The organism is Azohydromonas sediminis (assembly GCF_003574675.1).
Classification (GTDB): domain Bacteria; phylum Pseudomonadota; class Gammaproteobacteria; order Burkholderiales; family Burkholderiaceae_C; genus Calidifontimicrobium; species Calidifontimicrobium sediminis.
In genome coordinates, this window is sequence record NZ_QOAZ01000037.1 from 1 (window position 1) to 19091 (window position 19091).

A 19091-nucleotide genomic window follows, 5' to 3' on the forward strand; every position below is an offset into this window, starting at 1 on the left:
CCGCGCTGCTGTCGGATCTGCTCGAGCGCGGGCTGGATGCCCAGCGCATGCGGCTGTGGGTGATCGACGGCGGCAAGGCGCTGCGCCGGGCCATCGTCCAGACCTTCGGCGCCAGCGCGCTCGTGCAGCGCTGCCAGGAGCACAAGCGGCGCAACGTGCTGGAGCACCTGCCCAGGGAGCTGCACGCCGGCGTCAAGCGGGCCCTCAAGGACGCCTGGTCGGCCTCGCACGCCGATCTGGCGCGCAAGCAGCTCGGCCGTCTGGCCTCCGCGCTGCAGGCCAGGCACCCGGGTGCGGCCGCCAGCCTGCGCGAGGGCCTGGAGGAGACGCTGACCGTGCAGGCACTGGGCATCACCGCGGCGCTGTGGCGCACGCTGCGCACGACCAACCCCATCGAGAACCTGAACGGCTCGGTGGCGCACTACTGCCGCAACGTCGAGCGCTGGGGCGACGGCCAGATGGTGCTGCGCTGGGTGGCCAGCGCGCTCAGCGACGCGGCCACGCGAATGCGCAAGCTGCGCGGCTGTGGCCAGATGCGCACCCTCCTCAAGGCCCTGGATGCCCGTCGTCCGGCAAGCGACGACGGCGCCGTCTTCAAGACCGCGTAGCATGTTCACCGAGGGGCCGTCACCGGTCACGGTTCAACAGCGAACGGGACAACGCCCGGGCAGCGGGATCGGGTCGGGACGCCGGCTCGGGTGCCAGGTGGCGGCGAGGTAGTCCGGCAGGCCGAGCACGTAGGCGCTGTAGCGCGAGCGCATCAGCGCCTCGGCGGTGGGCGCCTGCAGGTGCTCGGCGCCGGCATGCCAGCGGCCGCAGCAGCGCGCGTAGGGCAGCGCACTGCCGCAAGGGCAGGGGGCGTGGGGATCCATCGCCCGCGATCATCGCCGAAGCGACACCGCCCTACACTGTGTCGCACCCTTCGCCACCGCCAGCGACCCGTCATGCTCGACCCGCAAGCCCGCGCCCTGATCGACCTGCTGACCGCCCGCGCGATCCCGCCCGTGCACACGCTCACGCCGGCCGACGCGCGCCGCTATTACCGCGAGCGGCGCTTCTTCACCCAGCCCGATCCGCCGCCGGTCGCGTCGACACAGGACCTGCAGGCCGACGGGCCGCACGGTGCGATCCCGCTGCGCGTCTATCGCCCGGCCGGCACGGCGCCCGACGCCGTGCTGCCGGTGCTGGTGTACTTCCACGGCGGCGGCTGGACGATCGGCGACCTCGACACGCACGACGTGCTGTGCCGCGACCTCGCCAACGGCAGCGGCTGCGCCGTCGTCTCGGTCGACTACCGCCTGGGGCCGGAGCACCCCTTTCCGGCCGCGGTCGACGACTGCGTCGCAGCCACGCGCTGGGTGAGGGCGAACGCGGCGGCACTGCGCGTCGACGCACGCCGGCTCGCGGTCGGCGGTGACAGCGCCGGCGGCAACCTGGCCGCCGTCGTGTGCCTGGCGCTGCGCGACGCCGGCGACGCGCTGCCGGCGTTCCAGCTGCTGATCTATCCGGCCACCGACATGCGCGCCGTCGCGCCGTCGCACACGACGAACGCGCAGGGTTACGTGTTGACGGCCGACAGCATCGCGTACTACCGTGGCCACTACATCGCCGACCCGGCCCAGTGGAGCGACTGGCGCGCGTCGCCGCTGCTGGCCGGCGACCACGGCCGGCTGCCGCCGGCGCTCGTCATCACCGCCGGCTTCGACCCGCTGCGCGACGAGGGCCGGCAGTACGCCGATGCGCTGTCGGGGGCGGGCACGAAGGCCGAGTACGTGTGCTTCGAGCGCCAGATCCACGGCTTCATCACGATGGGGCGGGTGATCGACGAGGCGAACACGGCGGTGGCGCTCTGTGCCGCCGTGTTGCGGCGCGCGCTCGCCTGAGTGTCGCGGCGGCGCGCAGCCGCTGAGCGGGCGTGGCCGCAGTGGGCTGCGCAAGGGTGGCGCAGCCCGTTCGCACGGACGGGGCGGGTCCGCCGGCGCTGCCGGCTTGTTCAGGGGACTGTATAAATATACAGTTCTCCGATGTCTCACGCGTCTGCCACCTCACCCCGTCCCACCGCGCCGGCGCTGGCGCCGCGGCATGGCACGGCGGCGGTCGACCCCGAAGCGCTGCATCCGGCGCTGTGGCACGCGCACCAGCTCGGCCGCCACCCCGGCGGCGCACGGCCCACCGGCTTTGCCGCGCTCGACGCCGAGCTGCCGGGCGGCGGCTGGCCGGCGGGGGCGCTGACCGAGTTGCTGTTGCCGCACGCCGGTCTCGGCGAGTTGCGCCTGCTCGCGCCGGCGCTGGCGGCGGTGAGCGGCGCCGGGCGCAGCATGGTGTGGTTCGACCCGCCGGCGCAGCCGTGTGCGGCCACGCTGCAGGCGCTGGGCATCGACACCGCGCGGCTGCTGCTGGTGCACGGCCGCGACGGCCTGCGCGGCCGCGCGCGTGCGCTGCTGCCGGCGGCCGACGTGCTGTGGGCGCTCGAGCAGACGCTGCGCAGCGCGCAGGTGGGGGCGGTGGTCGCCTGGTTGCCGTCCAGGCTGCGTGTCGACGTGTTGCGCCGCTTGCAGCTGGCGGCGCAGGCGCACGACGGGCCGGTCTTCGTGCTGCGCGACCTCGAGGCGCGCCTGCAGCCGAGCCCGGCACCGTTGCGGCTTGCACTCGCCGCCGCCGGTGCCGACCGGCTCGCGGTGCGCGTGCTCAAACGCCGCGGCCCGCCGCGGGCGCAGCCGCTGTCGCTCGTGCTGGCGCCGGTGCTGTCGCCCGCTGCGCGCGCGCGGGCGGTGCAGCCGCGGCAGGCAGCGCCGGTCGCGGCTGCCGCGGCTGCCGCGGCGGCCGGCCCCGCCGGCGTGCTGGCCTGAGTGCGATGGCCGTGAGGGCGCCGCGATGCTGTGGCTGGCCGTGCATCTGCCGCGTCTGTCGCTGGAGGCGTTCGAGGCGGGTCTGCCCGACGCCTTGCGCGCGCAGCCGGTGGCGCTGCTCGACGGGCCGCGCGTCGCGGCGGCCAATGCCGCGGCGTGTGCCTGCGGCATTCGCGCCGGGCTGAAGCGCGCGACCGCGCTCGCGCTGGCGCCCGGGCTGCGGTTCGGTCAGGCCTCGCCGGCGCGCGATGCGCAGGCCCTCGCCGCGGTGGCGCACGCGGCGCTGGCGTTCACGCCCGCGGTCACGCTCGACGCCGGTGACGCCGTCGTGCTGCTCGAGGTGCACGCCAGCCTGCGCCTGTTCGGCGGTCTGCCGCGCCTGCTGCAGCGCCTGCGCGACGCGCTGGCGCCGCTGGGCCACCGCGTGCAGGTCGCCGCGGCACCGACGGCGCACGGCGCGGCCCTGCTGGCACGCTGGCGCGACGACCTCGCGCAGGGACCGCACAGCGGCGACCTCGGCGCGCTGGCAGCGCGGCTCGACGCGGTGCCGGCGGCGCTGCTCGGCGCCGCGCGCGAGCACCGAGAGGCGCTGCAGGGCATGGGTCTGGCCACGCTGGCCGACCTGCGCGTGCTGCCGCGCGCAGGCCTGGCGCGGCGCTTCGGCGACGCGCTGCTCGACGAACTCGACCGCGCCTACGGCCGCCGCCCCGACCCGCGCGAGTGGGTCACGCTGCCGCCCGAGTTCGACGCCCGGCTCGAACTGGCCGCGCGCGCCGACACCGCCGAGCAGGTGCTGCACGCCGCCGGCGTGCTGCTCGCGCGCCTGGTCGCGTGGGCGCAGGCCCGGCATGCGCGCGTGGCCGGCTTCGTGCTGCAGATGCGTCACGAGCCGCGCCACCGCGACGGCGGCCAGCCGCCGCACACCGCGCTCGAGATCGCGCTGGCCGCGCCGAGCGCCGATGCGGCCCATCTGGGTGCGCTGCTGCGCGAGCACCTGGGGCGCACGACGCTGGCGGCGCCGACGCTCGAGCTGCGGCTGCAATGCCGCCACCTCGTGCACGGCGCGCCACCCAGCGGCGAGCTGTTCCCGACCCGTGCCGGCGAGGCCGAGGGCCTGACGCGGCTGCTCGAGCGGCTGCGCGCCAGGCTGGGCGACGCGCAGGTGCAGCGCCTCGACGCGGTGGCCGACCACCGACCCGAAAGGGCGACCCGAGCGCGCGCTGCCACCGGCGTCGCCGAGGGCCGACCGCTGCCGGCGCCGTCCGCCGCACCGGCGGCGCGGCCGCTGTCGCGCCCGGCGTGGCTGTGCGCCGAGCCGGTGCCGCTGCCCGAGCGCGGCGGACGGCCCTGGCTCGACGGCGTGCCGCTGCAACTGCTCGCCGGCCCCGAGCGCATCGAGGCCGGCTGGTGGGACGGCGCGCTGGCCGCGCGCGACTACTTCGTCGCGCAGGCGGGCGACGGCGTGCTGGTGTGGATCTATCGCGCGCGCCTGCCGCTGGCCGGCGCGACGGACGGCGAGGGCGGCTGGTGGCTGCACGGCCGGTTCGGCTGAACCGGCGCGCCACCGGCTCAGGCCGGGCGCTCGATGTCGCCGCCTTCGCTGCGGTCGGCGTCGGTCTCGCCGGCGTCAGGGGTGTCGGCGCGTTCGTCGCCGTCGTCGTCGGTGGCGTCGCCGGGCAGCGTACCGCCCGCCGCGCCCGCGGCCTTGCGTGCGCGCTTCTCGGCTTCCTTTTCTTCCTTCTTCTTCTTCTTGGCCAGTTCGCGTTGCCGCTTCTCGAATGAATAGTTGGGCTTGGCCATGCAGCGGGTGTTCCTCGTGGTCGGTGAAGGGATCGACGACCGGATGCCGCCGAGCCCTATTGTGACGGCAGCGCCGCCGCTGGCGAGTCCCGGCGGCGGCACGCCCGCGTGAACCCCCGCTGGTCGCGCCGAGACCGCTGCTGCACGGCGTCCCTTGGCGGCCGCCGTCAGCGCGTCGCGGGGGCGGGTGGCAGCACCGCGACGGGACGCTCGGGCCGCTTGAAGCGGTAGAAACGCTCGTTGAGGAAGCGCGCGACTTCGTCGATGTCGTCGTCGCTCCAGTTGAGCTGGTTGTTGCCCTGCCACAGACGCACCTGCGCACGCAGGCTCGCCCAGTCGGTGGCGCGGCGGTTCGCGCGCCAGTGCATCTGCGTCGTGTGGCAGCCGATGCAGTGCAACTCGTACAGCGCCTGGCCGCGCGAGGGTGCCGCTGCGGGTTGCGCGAGGCTCGTACCCGCGGCGAGCGCGAAGGCCATGGCCATCAGGGTGCAGCCCAGCTTCATCGTCGAGGCGAGGTCAGGCAGGCCCACAGGCTAACCGAACGTCGCGGCACCGTCCACACGCGCGCTTGCGCAGGATCAGCGAATGCGCTGTCAGCCGATGCGGCCGAGCAGCAGGTACTCCATCAGCACCTTCTGCACGTGCATGCGGTTTTCGGCCTCGTCCCAGACGACCGACTGCGGGCCGTCGATCACGTCGGCGGCGACTTCCTCGCCGCGGTGCGCCGGCAGGCAGTGCATGAAAAGCGCGTCGGGCCGCGCGACGGCCATCATCTCGGCGTCGACGCACCAGTCGGCGAAAGCCTTGCGGCGTGTCTCGCTCTCGGCCTCGAAGCCCATGCTGGTCCATACGTCGGTCGTCACCAGGTGCGCGCCGCGGCAGGCGTCCATCGGGTCCTTGAACACCCGGAAGCACGACGTGTCGCGGATGCCGGCCACCTGCGGGTCGACCTCGTAGCCGCTGGGCGTGCTCACGTGCACCGTGAAGCCGAGGATCTCGGCGGCCTGCAGCCAGGTGTTGGCCATGTTGTTGCCGTCGCCGACCCACGCGACGACCTTGCCGCGGATGTCGCCGCGGTGCTCGATGAACGTGAACACGTCGGCCAGGATCTGGCACGGGTGGAACTCGTTCGTCAGCCCGTTGATGACCGGCACGCGCGAGTGCGCCGCGAAGCGCTCGAGCTTGGCCTGCTCGTAGGTGCGGATCATCACGAGGTCGACCATGCGGCTGATCACGCGTGCGGTGTCCTCGATCGGCTCGGCGCGGCCGAGCTGGCTGTCGCCGGTGGTCAGGTGCACGACCGAGCCGCCCATCTGGTACATGCCGGCCTCGAAGCTCACGCGCGTGCGCGTGCTCGCCTTCTCGAAGATCATCGCCAGCGTGCGGTCCGCGAGCGGGTGGTACTTCTCGTAGTTCTTGAAGCGCTGCTTGATGATGCGCGCGCGCTCGAACAGGTACGCGTACTCCTCGGCGCGGAAGTCCTTGAACTGCAGGTAGTGCTTCATCAGGCTCGGCCCGGGCTTCATGCGGCGGTGGACGAGAGGAAGGTGCGCACCAGCGGCGCGAGGATCGCGACGACCTGCGCCGCTTCGGCCTCGGTCATGACGAGCGGCGGCACGAGGCGGATCACGCGCTCGGCGGTCACGCTGATCAGCAGGCCGGCCTCCATCGCCTGCTGCAGCAGCGCGCCGCACGGGCGGTCGAGCTCGACGCCGATCATCAGCCCCTGGCCGCGGATCTCGACGACGCCAGGCTGCGCGCCGAGCTCGCGCTCGAGCGCGGCCTTCAGCGCGGCACCGACGCGCGCGGCGTTCTCCAGCAGGCCGTCCTCTTCCATGATGCGCAGCGTCTCGACGCCGGCGCGCATCGCGAGCGGGTTGCCGCCGAACGTCGTGCCGTGGTTGCCCGGCTGCAGCACGTGGGCGGCGCGCGGGCCGCAGACGACGGCGCCCACCGGCACGCCCGAGCCCAGCCCCTTGGCCAGCGGCATCACGTCGGGGCGGATGCCGGCCCACTGGTGCGCGAACCACCGGCCGGTGCGCCCGATCCCGCACTGCACCTCGTCGAGCATCAGCAGCCAGTCGTGCCGGTCGCACACGGCGCGCAACTGCTGCAGGTAGTCGGCGCGCGCCGGGTTGATGCCGCCTTCGCCCTGGATCGTCTCGAGGAACACGGCCACCACGTTCGGCCGCGTGCGCGCGACCTGCTCGATCGCGGCGAAGTCGTTCAGCGGCACGCGCACGAAGCCCTCGACGAGCGGGCCGAAGCCGGCCTGCACCTTCGGGTTGCCGGTGGCCGACAGCGTCGCGAGCGAGCGGCCGTGGAACGCTTTCTCGTAGACGACGATCTCGGGCCGCTCGATGCCCTTGTCGTGGCCGAACTTGCGCGCGATCTTCAGAGCCGCCTCGTTGGCCTCGAGCCCGCTGTTGCAGAAGAAGACGTTGGTCAGCCCCGACAGCTGCACGAGCTTCGCCGCGAGCTGCTCCTGCAGCGGGATGCGGTAGTAGTTCGACGTATGGATCAGCTTGCCGATCTGGTCCTGCAGCGCCGGCACGAGCTTCGGGTGCGCGTGGCCGAGCGTGTTGACGGCGATGCCGCCGAGCGCGTCGAGGTACTCGCGGCCGTCCGTGTCCCACACGCGACAGCCGCGGCCGTGCGTGAGCGCGATCGGCAGCCGGCCGTAGGTGTTCATCAGCGGCGAGACCGCGGCCGGGGCCGCGACGGACTCGGGGGCGTTCATCGGCGCTCTCCAGAAAAGACAAGGGCCGGACGCGTCGACGAAAGCCGCCTCGCGTGCCGACCTGTGCGCATTCTAGGCGAGCGCTGTTGCGCCGGCGGCATGCTGCGACGCAGCACTTCGCGGGCACAATCGCGTTCGCCGCGCGAGCGCGTGCGGCCCGATCACCCCGTCGATGTCATCCCCGCCATCCCGACCCCGTCAGCTCATCATCCGCGGCATCACGCGCAGCGGACGCGCGTTCCGTCCGAGCGACTGGGCCGAGCGGCTGTGCGGCGTGATGTCCCCGTACCGCCCGGGCGGCGCGCGCACCGGCGTCGGCGCGCACATCGGCTATTCGCCGCTGTGCATCCCGCGCGTGATCGATGGCGTGAAGTGCGTGATCGTCAGCGAGGCGCTGCGCGACGTCGAGCCGATGGCGTGGGACTTCGTCGTCAACTTCGCGCGCGACAACGAACTGCAGACCGTCGAGGGCCCGCTGCCGCCCGACGTGGCGGCGTAGGCGGCGCCGTCGGGCGCCGAAAAGGCGAAGGGCCTGCAGCGCAGGCCCTTCGTCGTTTCCACCGGTCGTCGAGCGGATCAGGCGGCGGTCGCCAGCGCCTTGACCTTGGCCGCCAGGCGGCTCTTGTGACGCGCCGCCTTGTTCTTGTGGAAGATGCCCTTGTCGGCGATCTTGTCGATCACGCTCTGCGCCGTCTGGAACAGCTCGGTGGCCTTGGCCTTGTCGCCGGCGGCGACCGCCTTCTGCACGTTCTTGATCACGGTGCGAAAGCGCGAGCGCAGCGCCGTGTTCGCGGCGTTGAGCTTGACGTCCTGGCGGGCACGCTTGCGCCCCGAGGCGATGCGTACCGTCTTCTTCTTGGCGCGGGAGGAGGTGGCCATGCTGCAGCGGGGTCGATGGTGGAAAGCCGCGCATTCTAGCACGACGCCGAGCGGGCGCCGCGGGGCACGCCAGCGGCGCCGTTGGCGCTTCCTATAATCCGCCGCCGCCCGCCACGATCTGCCGCCTTGCCGCCGCCTGCCCGCGATCGCGCCGACCGCCCGTGCCCGCGCGGTGCATCGCGATGAACCTGCTCAAGGCCGCCTCCACCGTCTCGCTGCTCACGCTCGCGTCGCGCATCACCGGGCTGGTGCGCGAGCAGTTGATCGCGGCCACGTTCGGCGCCAGCGCAGGCACCGACGCGTTCAACGTCGCGTTTCGCATTCCCAACCTGCTGCGACGCCTGTTCGCCGAAGGCGCGTTCTCGCAGGCCTTCGTGCCGATCCTGGCCGCGGCGCGCGAGCGCGACGGCGACGCGGCCACGCACGCGCTCGTCGACGCGGTGGGCACCGTGCTGCTGTGGGCGCTGCTCGCGACGTCGGTGCTGGGGGTCGTCGGCGCGCCGGTGTTCGTGTGGCTGATGGCCGCCGGGCTGGCGCGCTTCGACGACGCCGTCGTGATGACGCGCATCATGTTCCCGTACATCGCGTGCATGTCGCTCGTCGCGCTGTCGGCGGGGATCCTCAACACGTGGAAGCGCTTCGCGGTGCCGGCGGCCACGCCGGTGCTGCTGAACCTCGCGGTCATCGCCGCCGCCTGGGGGCTGGCGCCGCGCTTCGCGGCGTGGGGGCTGGTGCCGGTCCATGCGCTGGCGGTCGGCGTGATGGCCGGCGGCGTGCTGCAGCTGGCGGTGCAGTGGCCGGCGCTCAGGCGCATCGGCGTCGTGCCGCGCTTCGGCCTGACGTTCGCGCGTCTGCGTGCGGCCTGGCATCACCCGGGCGTGCGGCGCGTGCTGCGCCAGATGGCGCCGGCCGTGCTCGGCGTGTCGGTGGCGCAGCTGTCGCTGCTGATCAACACGCAGATCGCGTCGCACGTGGGCGTCGGCGCGGTGTCGTGGCTGACCTACGCCGACCGGCTGATGGAGTTCCCGACCGCGCTGCTCGGCGTCGCGCTCGGCGTCGTGCTGCTGCCGCAGCTGTCGGCGGTGCAGGCGCGCGACGACATGGCCGGCTACTCCGACCTGCTCGACTGGGGCCTGCGCCTGGTGCTGCTCCTCGCGCTGCCGAGCGCGGCGGCGCTGCTCGTGTTCCCGCAGGCGCTGATCGCCGTGCTGTACCACTACGGCCAGTTCACGCCGCGCGACGTCGAGCAGACGGTGTGGGCGCTGCGCGGCTATGGCGTCGGTCTGCTGGGGCTGATCGCCGTCAAGGTGCTCGCGCCGGGCTTCTATGCGCGGCAGGACATCGGCACGCCGGTCAAGATCGCCGTCGTCGTGCTCGTCGCGACGCAGGCGATGAACGCCGTGTTCGTGCCGTTGTTCGGCCACGCCGGGCTGGCGCTGTCGATCGGACTGGGGGCGCTCGTCAACGCGACGTGGCTCTTCGTCGGCCTGCGGCGGCGCGGGCTGTACCGGCCGGCGCCGGGGTGGGGCGTGTTCGCGCTGCGCGTGGCGGTGGCCACGGCGCTGCTCGCCGCGGCGCTGGCCTGGGCCGCGCACGTCATCGACTGGATCGCGCTGCGCGCGCAGCCGTGGCAGCGCGCCGGGACGCTCGCGCTCGTGATCGGCGGCGTCGCGGCCTTGTACTTCGCAACGCTGATGGCCACCGGGCTGCGCCTGCGGGCCTTCCTGCGTCGCGGCTGACGGCACCCGCCACTCCCGCATAGACTGCGCGCAATGAGCGAGCCGATCCGCTTCGAGGCGCCCACACCGCTGGGCTACTTCGCCAGCCTCGTGGCCGACGACGCGGACTTCGCCCTGTTCGAGGCCGCGGTCTCGATCGCGCAGGACGAGTACCCGCAGCTCGATCCGCTGGCCGTGATGGCGGAAGTCGACGCGCTGGCCGAGCGCGTGCGCCGGCGCCTGCCCGCCGATGCGTCGGCGCTGCAGAAGCTGCGCGTGCTCAACCGCTTCTTCTTCCAGGAGCTGGGCTTCGCCGGCAACGTCAACGACTACTACGACCCGCGCAACAGCTACCTCAACGACGTGCTCGCGCGCCGGCGCGGCATCCCGATCTCGCTGGCGGTGCTGTACATCGAGATCGCGACGCAGGTCGGGCTGGTGGCGCGCGGCGTGTCGTTTCCCGGGCACTTCCTCGTCAAGCTGCGCATGCCGCGTGGCGAAGTCGTCATCGACCCGTTCAACGGCCGCTCGCTGTCGCGCGAGGAGCTCGACGAGCGCCTGATGCCGTACCGCCGCCAGCACGGGCTGGTGGGCGACGACGACGTGCCGCTGGGCCTGTTCCTGCAGGCCGCGCCGCCGCGCGACGTCGTCGCGCGCATGCTGCGCAACCTGAAAGAGATCCACCGCGCCGCCGAGGACTGGCCGCGGCTGCTCGCGGTGCAGCAGCGCCTCGTCGTGCTGCTGCCGCAGGCGTGGGAGGAGCGGCGCGACCGCGCGCTGACGCTGGCCGAGATCGGCCGCTACGCCGAGGCGGCCGACGACCTCGAGGTCTACCTCGCGCGCTGCCCGCGCGCCGACGACGCGCGCGCGTTGCGCGCGCGCCTGCTCGAACTGCGCCGCCAGGGCCAGCCGCGGCTGCACTGAGGGTCGCACTGCCGACGGCAGCGCCGGTCGCGGCGGCGCGATGGCGCACACAGGGCATCGCGCCCCGCCGCCTACAATTTGGACGCACGCGCTCTGCGTGCGCGCGCAGACCGGCGCGCCGCCTGCCGCATGCCACTTCCGCGACGCCACCGTCGCCGCCGATGACCCCGAGCCCGTCCCGTCGCCAAACCCTCAGCTGGAGTGCGCTGGCCGCCGTCGCGGCCGCGCTGCTGTGGCTGCTGGCACCGGTGCTGACGCCGTTCATCGTCGCCGCGGTGCTCGCCTACGCGCTGCAGCCGCTCGTCGAGGCGCTGGCCGCACGGCGCTGGCCGCGCGTGCTGGCGGTGCTGCTCGTCGAGACGCTGGCCGTCGTCGCGGTGCTCGCGCTGCTGCTGCTGCTGGTGCCCGTGATCGCCAAGGAGGTGCCGCTGCTGCGCGAGCAGATCCCGCAGCTGGCCGCGCGCTTCAACGAGCACGTGACGCCGTGGCTCGCCCAGTACGGCGTCGAGTTCCGCCTCGACACGGCCAGCGTGAAGGACCTCGCGACGCGCCTGTTCGGCGGGCAGGTCGAGGACTGGGCCGCCACGCTGCTCGAGTCGGCGCGCATCGGCGGCAGCTTCTTGCTCACGCTGGTCGGCAACGCGGTGCTGATCCCGGTCGTGCTGTTCTTCCTGCTGATGGACTGGCCGCAACTCGTCGAGCGCGTGCGCCAGCTGATCCCGCCGCGGCTGCGGCCGCAGGCGATCGACTTCGTCGCCGATTGCGACGCGCTGCTCGGCCAGTACCTGCGCGGCCAGCTGCTGGTGATGCTGATCCTGGCCGTCTACTACTCGGCGGGGCTCGCGCTGTTCGGCTTCGACCTCGCGCTGCCGGTGGGCGTGTTCACGGGGCTCGCGGTGTTCATCCCGTACCTGGGTTTCGGACTCGGGCTGCTGCTGGCGCTGCTCAGCGGGCTGCTGCAGTTCGCCGGCTGGCACGCCGTCGTCGCGGTGGCGGTGGTCTACGGGCTGGGCCAGCTGATCGAGAGCTTCCTGCTCACGCCGTACCTGGTCGGCGAGCGCATCGGGCTGAACCCGCTGGCGGTGATCTTCGCGCTGCTCGCGTTCGGTCACCTGTTCGGCTTCGTCGGCGTGCTGGTCGCGCTGCCGCTGAGCGCGGTCACGCTCGTCGCGCTGCGGCGGCTGCGCGGCATGTATGTGGCGAGCCGCCTGTACACCGGGTGAGGGTCGCGCGATGAAGCAGATCCCGCTGCCGATCGCCGCCGCCGCCGAGGCGCGGTTCGACGACTTTGTGCCCGGTGCGAATGCCGCCGCGCTCGCGCACCTGCGCGCGCTGGCGGGCGCGTCGGCGCCGGTGCCGTCGCTGTACCTGTGGGGGTCGTCGGGCAGCGGCAAGACGCACCTGCTGCGTGCGCTGGCCGCGGCACGCGCCGCGCGCGGCGTGGTAGCGTGGTTCGACGCCGCGGCGCCGCTGCCGTGGACGGTCGACGGCGGGGTCGCACTCGTCGTCGTCGACGACGTCCACGCGCTCGACGCCGCGCGCCAGCACGCCGCGTTCGCGCTGTTCGTCGAGGCGGCCAGCGGGGGCTGGCCGCTGGCCGCCGCCGGGCGGATGCCGCCGGTGGACCTGCCGCTGCGCGACGACCTGCGCACGCGCCTGGGCGGCGGCTTCGTGTTCGCCTTGCAGCCGCTTTCCGATGCCGAGGTGCGCGCCGCGCTGCGCGCGCGCGCCGACGCACGCGGCATCACGCTCGGCGACGACGTCATCGACTACCTGCTCAGCCGTTTCGCCCGCGACATGAAGCACCTGACGCGCCTGCTCGACCGTCTCGACGACCAGGCGTGGGTCGACAAGCGCGCGCGCGTCACGCTGCCGCTGCTCAAGCGCGCGCTGGCCGACGGTGGCGCCGAGGTGGACGCGCGATGAGGCTCGCGCTGTTCGACCTCGACGGCACGCTGCTGCCGACCGACTCCGACCACGCCTTCGGCGAGTTCATGGTCGCGATCGGCTGGGCCGACGGTGCGCAATGGCGCGCGCGCAACGACGCCTTCTACGCCGACTACCAGGCCGGCCGGCTCGACCTCGATGCCTACGTCGACTTCGCGACGTCGGCCTGGCGCACGTGCCCCGAGGCCGAGGCGCTGGCCGCGCGCGAGCGCTTCATGCGCGAGGTGATCGCGCCGCAGCTGCACCCGCGCGCGCACGACCTCGTGCGCCGCCACCGCGACGCCGGCGAGCTGGTGGCCATCGTGACCGCGACCAACGAGTTCGTCACCGCGCCGATCGCCGCGGCGTTCGGTGTCGAGCACCTGATCGCCGTGCAGCTCGAGCGCGACGGCGACGGCCGCGTCACCGGCCGCGTGCGCGGCGTGCCGTCGTTCCGCGAGGGCAAGGTGCGCCGCGTCGACGACTGGCTCGCTTCGCTCGGTCACCGCTGGGCCGACTTCGAGCGCGTGAGCTTCTACAGCGACTCCACCAACGACCTGCCGCTGCTCGAGCGCGCCAGCGACCCGGTGGCCACGAACCCCACGCCGGCGCTGGCCGCGATCGCGCAAGAGCGCGGATGGCGCACGCTGCACCTGTTCGAATGATCAAGAAACTCATTGGCAAGCTGCTCGGCAAGCGCGACGAGGCACCGGCGTCCCCGCCGCCCGCACCGCCGGTGATCCCGCTGGGCCGGCGTGTCGAAGTGCCGGCGGCCGAGCACGGCATCGACCCGCGCCTGGTCGACGAGCGCGCGCTCAAGGTCGTGCGCACGCTGCAGGACGCCGGGCACGAGGCCTACATCGTCGGCGGCGCGGTGCGCGACCTGCTGCTGGGCCTGCGTCCGAAGGACTTCGACGTCGCCACCGACGCGACGCCCGAACAGGTCAAGGCGCTGTTCCGCCGCGCGTTCATCATCGGGCGGCGCTTTCGCATCGTGCACGTGATCTTCGGCCGCGGCCGCGACCACGAGGTGATTGAGGTCTCGACGTTCCGCGCCTACCTCGATCCGTCGAGCGCCGAGGCGGTCGATGGCAACGAGAAGACGTCGAAGGCCGCGCTGGCCGACAAGCGGCACGCCGTCGATGCGAGCGGTCGCGTGCTGCGCGACAACGTCTGGGGCCCGCAGATCGAGGACGCCGCGCGGCGCGACTTCACGATCAACGCGATGTACTACGACCCGACGACGCAGATCGTCGTCGACTACCACGGCGGCCTCGCCGACTTGCGCGCACGCGTGCTGCGCATGATCGGCGAGCCGATGCAGCGCTACCGCGAGGACCCGGTGCGCGTCGTGCGCGTCGTGCGCTTCGCGGCCAAGCTCGGCTTCGAGGTCGAGGAGCGCACGCGCGCGCCGATCCCGCAGGTCGTGCCGCTGCTGGCCGCCGTGCCGGCGTCGCGGCTGTTCGACGAGATGTTCAAGCTGCTGCAGACCGGGCATGCGCTCAGGAGTGTCGAGGCGCTGCGCCGCTTCGGCCTCGTGCCCGGCGTGTTCCCGATCCTCGACGCGGCGCTGCTCGACACGGCGCACGAGCGCCGGCAGGCCTTCATCCGTCTGGCGCTCGAAGACACCGACCGGCGCGTCGCCGAGGGCCGCGCCGTGGCGCCGAGCTTCCTGCTCGCGTGCCTGCTGTGGCACGACGTGCAGGCGCGCTGGGCGCAGCGTCGCGCCGAGGGCGAGCACCCGGTGCCGGCGCTGCAGCAGGCCATCGACGCCGTGTTCGACGCGCGCATCGGCGACGTCTCGGGGCGCGGCAAGCTCGCCGCCGACATGCGCGAGATCTGGCTGATGCAGCCGCGCTTCGAGCGGCGCATCGGCAACACGCCGGCGTCGCTCGTCGAGCAGCCGCGCTTTCGCGCCGGCTACGACTTCCTGCGCCTGCGCGCCGACGTCGGCGAGGTCGACGCCGAGCTGGCCGAGTGGTGGGAGGACTACGCGCTGGGCACGCCCGAGGAGCGCGAGGCGCTCGTGGCGGCGGTGCGCGAGGCGCACCGGCGCGTCGTGCGCCAGCGCCCGGCCACCGCGACGGGCACGGCCGGAGCGCCGGCAGCCGAGGCCGCGGGCGAGCCGGCGGCCGGCGGCGACACGGCAGCCCCTGCGGCCAAGCGGCGTCGGCGCCGCCGGCGCAAGCCGGGCGGTGGTGGCGCGCCGTCCGAGCCGGCTGCCGGCGACGCATCGGCATGACGGCGGCGGTGCGCGCGGCCGTCGGGCTCGGGGCGAACCTGGGCGATGCGCGCGCGGCGGTGTGCGCCGCCGCGGCGGCGCTCGCGCGGCTGGCCGGCGTGCAGCGCTGCGAGCTGTCGCCGCTGTACCGCAGCGCACCCGTCGATGCCGCGGGTCCCGACTTCGTCAACGCGGTGGCGCTGCTCGAGACGACGCTGCCGGCGCCCGAGCTGCTGGCGCGGCTGCACGCGATCGAAGACGCGCACGGCCGCGAGCGGCCGTACCGCAACGCACCGCGCCGCCTCGATCTGGACCTGCTGCTCTACGGCGACGCCGTGATCGACGTGCCCGGGCTGCAGGTGCCGCACCCGCGCATGCACGCGCGCGCGTTCGTGCTCGTGCCGCTGCTCGACGTGTGGCCCGACGCCGTCGTCCCCGGCCGCGGCGCCGCGCGCGCGCTGCTCACGGCGGTGGCTGACCAGGCGATCGAGCCGCTGCCGGCATGAGTCCAGTGAGTGCGCCCGCGCGGCCGCGGCACCGGCAGCACCTGCGGCTGGCGCAGAGGCGACCCGCCGGCGCGCGGCGGGCGATCCGGTGAGCACAGCGCTGCGCCACATCGCGATCGAAGGGCCGATCGGCGCCGGGAAGACGACGCTGGCGCGCCGGCTCGCGCAGCGGCTCGGTGCGCACGTGCTGCTCGAGCGGCCGCAGGACAACCCGTTCCTCGAGCGCTTCTACGCCGAGGGCGCGCGCTATGCGCTGCAGGCGCAGCTGGCGTTCCTGTTCCAGCGCGTCGAGCAGGCGCGCGAGCTGGCGCAGCCGGGCATGTTCGCGCCGCGCGTGGTCAGCGACTTCATGTTCGACAAGGACGCACTGTTCGCGCGCCTGACGCTCAACGACGGCGACCACCGCCTGTACGTGCAGGTGGCCCGCGCACTGGCGCCGGCGCTGCCGCCGCCCGACGTCGTCGTGTGGCTGCAGGCGTCGACGCCGACGCTGCTGGCGCGCATCGCGCGTCGCGGCATCGCGATGGAGCAGGGCATCACGGCCGACTACGTCGAGCAGATCCAGCAGGCCTACGTCGAGCACTTCGCACGCCACCCGCAGCTGCCGGTGCTCGTCGTCGACGCCGAGCACACCGACTACACGTGCGACGACGACGCGCTCGAGGCGCTGGTTCAGCGGCTGTCGGCGCGCGACCGCTCGATCTGCCACTCGAAGTAGCGCTGGCCGCTGTAGGCGATCGTGCTCATCAGCGCGGCGGCGCCGAGCATCAGCGCGACGACGACGCCGAGCACCGGCCCCCACCCGGTGGGCTGCACCGGCTCGCCCGGGTGGAAGCGCGCGGCCCACTTCTCGTCGGGAGTCAGGCCGTAGACGATGGCACTGAGCATGGCCACCGTGAGCATCACGCCGAGCAGCGGCAGCAGCACCCACGCGAGGCGGTCGTCCTGGCCGTAGGTCTGCACGCGCAGCACGCCCCACAGCCCGAGCAGGGTCGGCAGCGGGTGCAGCCAGCCGACGACGTCGCGAAAGCCGTGCAGATAGAAGCGGTGCAGGCCGAGCGCGCCGCCGACGACGGCGATCCACGTGGCCAGCGTCTTCGAGCGGTGGTGGGTCGGCGCACTCATGCGCGCTCCAGAGGCGGGGTGCTGGCGCCTTCGCCGAGCGCGCGCTGCATCAGCACGACGTCGATCCAGCGGTCGAACTTCCAGCCCGCGGCCTCGAAGCGGCCGCAGTGTGCGAAGCCGCACGCGCGGTGCACGCCGATCGACGCGGCGTTGGCGCTGTCGCCGATCACGGCCAGCATCTGCCGCGCACCGGCGGCGGTACAGCGCGCGACCAGCTCGGCCAGCAGCGCGCGACCGACACCTCGTCCGGCGGCGTCGGGGTGCAGGTAGATCGAGTCTTCGACGCAGAAGCGGTACGCGCGCCGCGGCCGGAAGAGGTTCGCATAGGCGTAGCCGACGACCCGCCCGGCCGATTCGGCCACCAGCCAAGGCAGGCCCTTGGCCAGCACGTCGTCGCGCCGGCGCGCGATCTCGCCGGCCTCGGGCGCGTCGAGCTCGAACGTGCCGGTGCCGTGCAGCACGTGGTGGGCATAGATCGCGGTGACGTGCTCGACGTCGTCGGCGCGGCTCGGGCGGATCAGCAAGGCAGGCATCGCGCGCAGTGAAGAATCTGCGCGAGTCTATAATGCGCGATTTCGGTGACGGCCCCGGCACAGACAACGGCCGGCGGCGTATCTACGGCACCGAGCCTGCCCGCGAGCCGGCGTCGAGCGCCGGCTGCGGAACCGATCCGGCCGGCCTGCGTGTCTCCTGGCGCGGCGGATGCATCGAACACTTCGAGGTTTCGTTCATGGTCGTCATCCGACTCGCACGCGGCGGCGCGAAGAAGCGCCCCTTCTACAACATCGTCGTCGCCGACGCGCGTTCGCGCCGCGACGGGCGCTTCATCGAGCGCGTGGGCTTCTACAACCCGGTGGCTGCGGCCAACGAGGAAGGCCTGCGCGTGGCGATGGACCGCATCGGCTACTGGACCGGCGTCGGCGCGCAGCTGTCGCCCACCGTGGCGCGCCTGGTCGCGAAGGCCAAGGCCGCGGCCTGACCCCGACATCGAACGGCGATCCCCCCGCCGGCGCAGGCGCGAGCGGACGATGGCCGCGCCGATGGACGACGACACGCCCCCGTTTCCCGACGACGCGGTCGAGGTCGGCCGCATCGCCGGCGCGTGGGGCGTCAAAGGCGCCTTGCGCGTGCAGCCGTACGCGGCTTCGCCGCAGGCGCTGTTCGGCTCGCGGCGCTGGTTCCTGCGCCCGCCGGAAGGGCCGCGCGCCGCGGCGCCGCTGCCCGTGCTGCTGCGCATCACGTCGGCGCGTGAGCACGGCCAGGCCATCGTCGCCAGTGCCGAGGGCGTCGCCGACCGCGATGCCGCCGAGGCGCTGCGCGGCGCACGCGTGTTCGTCTCGCGCGCCAGCTTCCCGACGCCGCAAGCCGGCGAGTATTACTGGGTCGACCTGATCGGCGCGCGTGTCGTCAACCGTGACGGCGTGGACCTCGGGCAGGTCTACGCGCTGATGGACCTCGGGCCGCACGCCGTGCTGCAGGTGCGCCCCGACGACCCGCAGGCCGAAGAGCGGCTGATTCCCTTCGTTGCGGCCTATGTCGACGACGTCGACGTCGCGGCCCGGCGCATCCGCGTCGACTGGTCGCTCGACTATTGAGCAGTGCCCCGCGCCGATGCGCTTCGACGTCGTCACATTGTTTCCCGAGCTGTTCGCGCCGCACCTGCAGCTCGGCGTCACGCGCCGGGCCTTCGACGCCGGCGGGCCGGTGCAGGTGCGGCTGTGGCCGCTGCGCGACTACGGCGAGGGCCCGTACCACCGCGTCGACGATCGCCCCTTCGGCGGCGGCCCGGGCATGGTGATGCTGGCGCAGCCGCTGCAGCGCGCGCTGGCCGACGTGCGCGCCGCGCGCAGTGCGGCCGGCGAGGCCGCCGCAGCGCCGGTGGTGCACTTCACGCCGACCGGCCGGCGGCTCGACCAGGCGCTGGTGCGCGAGATCGCCTCCGGTGCCGGCGCCGTGCTGCTGTGCGGCCGGTACGAGGGCATCGATCAGCGCCTGATCGACACCGAGGTCGACCTCGAGATCAGCCTGGGCGACTTCGTGCTCTCCGGCGGCGAGCTGCCCGCGCTGGTCCTGCTGGACGCCGTCGCGCGCCTGCAGCCGGGCGTGCTCGGCGACGAGCAGTCGCACGCCGACGACAGCTTCGACGCTGGCGGCCTGCTCGAAGGCCCCCACTACACGCGGCCCGAGGTGCTCGCGACCCGCCGCGGCGAGCTCGCCGTGCCGCCCGTGCTGCTGTCGGGACACCACGCGCGCATCGCGCGCTGGCGGCGTGAGCGTGCGCTCGAGACCACGGCGCGCCGTCGCCCCGACCTGATCGCCGCGGCGCGCGCGCAGGGCCGGCTCGACGCCGACGACGAGCGCTTCCTTTCGTCGCTCGGTTTGTCCCTATAATTGCAGGTTTTG

23 protein-coding genes and 1 pseudogene are annotated in these 19091 nt (G+C 73.6%); 16 read left to right on the forward strand and 8 right to left on the reverse strand.

Translation table 11 applies throughout. From position 1 onward, the window contains the following. The coding region (locus DRV96_RS15190) for a transposase (protein ID WP_210757067.1) at positions 1 to 608 on the forward strand (608 nt) is incomplete at its 5' end. Between the two features lie 66 nt (positions 609 to 674). Here DRV96_RS15190 and DRV96_RS15195 read toward each other — a convergent pair. Further along, a pseudogene (locus DRV96_RS15195) lies at positions 675 to 872 on the reverse strand (YchJ family protein); the annotation flags it as partial. 72 nt (positions 873 to 944) lie between these two features. Here DRV96_RS15195 and DRV96_RS15200 point away from each other — a divergent pair. From DRV96_RS15200 to DRV96_RS15210, 3 genes are all read left to right on the forward strand, one after another. Next, positions 945 to 1883 (forward strand): alpha/beta hydrolase, encoded by a 939-nt coding sequence (locus DRV96_RS15200; RefSeq protein ID WP_119292668.1) that lies wholly within the window; start codon positions 945 to 947, stop codon positions 1881 to 1883. Between the two features lie 141 nt (positions 1884 to 2024). Beyond that, on the forward strand, positions 2025 to 2849 hold the full coding sequence (imuA, locus tag DRV96_RS15205; RefSeq protein ID WP_119292670.1) for a translesion DNA synthesis-associated protein ImuA: 825 nt from the start codon (positions 2025 to 2027) through the stop codon (positions 2847 to 2849). Between the two features lie 25 nt (positions 2850 to 2874). Then, positions 2875 to 4401, forward strand: coding sequence for a Y-family DNA polymerase (locus tag DRV96_RS15210; RefSeq protein ID WP_119292672.1), 1527 nt, complete (start codon positions 2875 to 2877; stop codon positions 4399 to 4401). A 17-nt stretch (positions 4402 to 4418) separates the two neighbouring features. Here DRV96_RS15210 and DRV96_RS15215 read toward each other — a convergent pair whose 3' ends face one another. The 4 genes from DRV96_RS15215 to DRV96_RS15230 form a co-directional block, all read right to left on the reverse strand. Beyond that, positions 4419 to 4649, reverse strand: a complete 231-nt coding sequence (locus DRV96_RS15215; protein WP_119292674.1) for a hypothetical protein — start codon at positions 4647 to 4649, stop codon at positions 4419 to 4421. A 167-nt stretch (positions 4650 to 4816) separates the two neighbouring features. Continuing rightward, on the reverse strand, positions 4817 to 5152 hold the full coding sequence (locus DRV96_RS15220) for a c-type cytochrome (protein ID WP_235823436.1): 336 nt from the start codon (positions 5150 to 5152) through the stop codon (positions 4817 to 4819). 90 nt (positions 5153 to 5242) lie between these two features. Continuing rightward, positions 5243 to 6175: an ornithine carbamoyltransferase gene (gene argF / locus DRV96_RS15225; protein ID WP_119292679.1), complete on the reverse strand. Its 933-nt coding sequence runs from the start codon at positions 6173 to 6175 to the stop codon at positions 5243 to 5245. Beyond that, a complete protein-coding gene (locus DRV96_RS15230; RefSeq protein WP_119292681.1) occupies positions 6172 to 7389 on the reverse strand; it encodes an aspartate aminotransferase family protein in 1218 nt (405 codons plus the stop codon). The genes argF and DRV96_RS15230 overlap by 4 nt, the downstream gene beginning before the upstream one ends. Positions 7390 to 7561: 172 nt before the next feature. Here DRV96_RS15230 and DRV96_RS15235 point away from each other — a divergent pair, with 172 nt between their 5' ends. Then, complete coding sequence (locus tag DRV96_RS15235; protein ID WP_119292683.1) at positions 7562 to 7888, forward strand: DUF3579 domain-containing protein; 327 nt, start codon at positions 7562 to 7564, stop codon at positions 7886 to 7888. Positions 7889 to 7965: 77 nt separating this feature from the next. On the opposite strand, the gene rpsT is transcribed toward DRV96_RS15235, so the two are convergent. Then, complete coding sequence (gene rpsT, locus DRV96_RS15240; protein WP_119292686.1) at positions 7966 to 8268, reverse strand: 30S ribosomal protein S20; 303 nt, start codon at positions 8266 to 8268, stop codon at positions 7966 to 7968. Between the two features lie 182 nt (positions 8269 to 8450). Between rpsT and murJ the strand changes: the two genes are divergently transcribed. The 8 genes from murJ to DRV96_RS15280 all read left to right on the forward strand — a co-directional run bounded on the left by murJ (position 8451) and on the right by DRV96_RS15280 (position 16281). Then, complete coding sequence (gene murJ, locus DRV96_RS15245) at positions 8451 to 10007, forward strand: murein biosynthesis integral membrane protein MurJ (RefSeq protein ID WP_119292688.1); 1557 nt, start codon at positions 8451 to 8453, stop codon at positions 10005 to 10007. Positions 10008 to 10040: 33 nt separating this feature from the next. Continuing rightward, entirely contained in the window at positions 10041 to 10910 is an 870-nt protein-coding gene (locus DRV96_RS15250; protein WP_119292691.1) for a SirB1 family protein, read from the forward strand. A 161-nt stretch (positions 10911 to 11071) separates the two neighbouring features. Then, a complete protein-coding gene (locus tag DRV96_RS15255) occupies positions 11072 to 12133 on the forward strand; it encodes an AI-2E family transporter (RefSeq protein ID WP_119292693.1) in 1062 nt (353 codons plus the stop codon). A 10-nt stretch (positions 12134 to 12143) separates the two neighbouring features. Further along, positions 12144 to 12836, forward strand: a complete 693-nt coding sequence (gene hda, locus DRV96_RS15260) for a DnaA regulatory inactivator Hda (protein ID WP_119292695.1) — start codon at positions 12144 to 12146, stop codon at positions 12834 to 12836. Next, positions 12833 to 13501 carry a histidinol-phosphatase gene (locus DRV96_RS15265; RefSeq protein WP_119292697.1) on the forward strand — a complete coding sequence of 223 codons (669 nt, stop codon included), beginning with the start codon at positions 12833 to 12835 and terminating at the stop codon, positions 13499 to 13501. Before hda ends, DRV96_RS15265 begins: the two co-directional genes overlap by 4 nt. Next, entirely contained in the window at positions 13498 to 15078 is a 1581-nt protein-coding gene (gene pcnB, locus DRV96_RS15270) for a polynucleotide adenylyltransferase PcnB (RefSeq protein WP_119292699.1), read from the forward strand. The genes DRV96_RS15265 and pcnB overlap by 4 nt, the downstream gene beginning before the upstream one ends. Continuing rightward, positions 15075 to 15563, forward strand: a complete 489-nt coding sequence (folK, locus tag DRV96_RS15275; RefSeq protein WP_119292701.1) for a 2-amino-4-hydroxy-6-hydroxymethyldihydropteridine diphosphokinase — start codon at positions 15075 to 15077, stop codon at positions 15561 to 15563. The genes pcnB and folK overlap by 4 nt, the downstream gene beginning before the upstream one ends. A gap of 88 nt (positions 15564 to 15651) precedes the next feature. After that, positions 15652 to 16281: a deoxynucleoside kinase gene (locus DRV96_RS15280; RefSeq protein WP_162911097.1), complete on the forward strand. Its 630-nt coding sequence runs from the start codon at positions 15652 to 15654 to the stop codon at positions 16279 to 16281. On the opposite strand, the gene DRV96_RS15285 is transcribed toward DRV96_RS15280, so the two are convergent. Both DRV96_RS15285 and DRV96_RS15290 read right to left on the reverse strand, forming a co-directional pair. Further along, a complete protein-coding gene (locus DRV96_RS15285) occupies positions 16236 to 16688 on the reverse strand; it encodes a hypothetical protein (protein WP_119292704.1) in 453 nt (150 codons plus the stop codon). The two genes, DRV96_RS15280 and DRV96_RS15285, sit on opposite strands and share 46 nt — an antisense overlap. After that, on the reverse strand, positions 16685 to 17221 hold the full coding sequence (locus DRV96_RS15290) for a GNAT family N-acetyltransferase (protein WP_119292706.1): 537 nt from the start codon (positions 17219 to 17221) through the stop codon (positions 16685 to 16687). The genes DRV96_RS15285 and DRV96_RS15290 overlap by 4 nt, the downstream gene beginning before the upstream one ends. A gap of 197 nt (positions 17222 to 17418) precedes the next feature. On the opposite strand from DRV96_RS15290, the gene rpsP reads away from it, so the two are divergent. From rpsP to trmD, 3 genes are read left to right on the forward strand one after another with little or no spacing between them, the layout of a single operon-like run. Further along, the gene (rpsP, locus tag DRV96_RS15295) at positions 17419 to 17667 is read left to right on the forward strand and encodes a 30S ribosomal protein S16 (RefSeq protein ID WP_119292744.1); all 249 of its coding nucleotides are present in this window, start codon (positions 17419 to 17421) and stop codon (positions 17665 to 17667) included. A gap of 49 nt (positions 17668 to 17716) precedes the next feature. After that, entirely contained in the window at positions 17717 to 18283 is a 567-nt protein-coding gene (gene rimM, locus DRV96_RS15300) for a ribosome maturation factor RimM (protein WP_162911098.1), read from the forward strand. 16 nt (positions 18284 to 18299) lie between these two features. Next, positions 18300 to 19079, forward strand: a complete 780-nt coding sequence (gene trmD, locus DRV96_RS15305; protein ID WP_119292710.1) for a tRNA (guanosine(37)-N1)-methyltransferase TrmD — start codon at positions 18300 to 18302, stop codon at positions 19077 to 19079. The last annotated feature ends 12 nt before the right edge of the window (positions 19080 to 19091 follow it).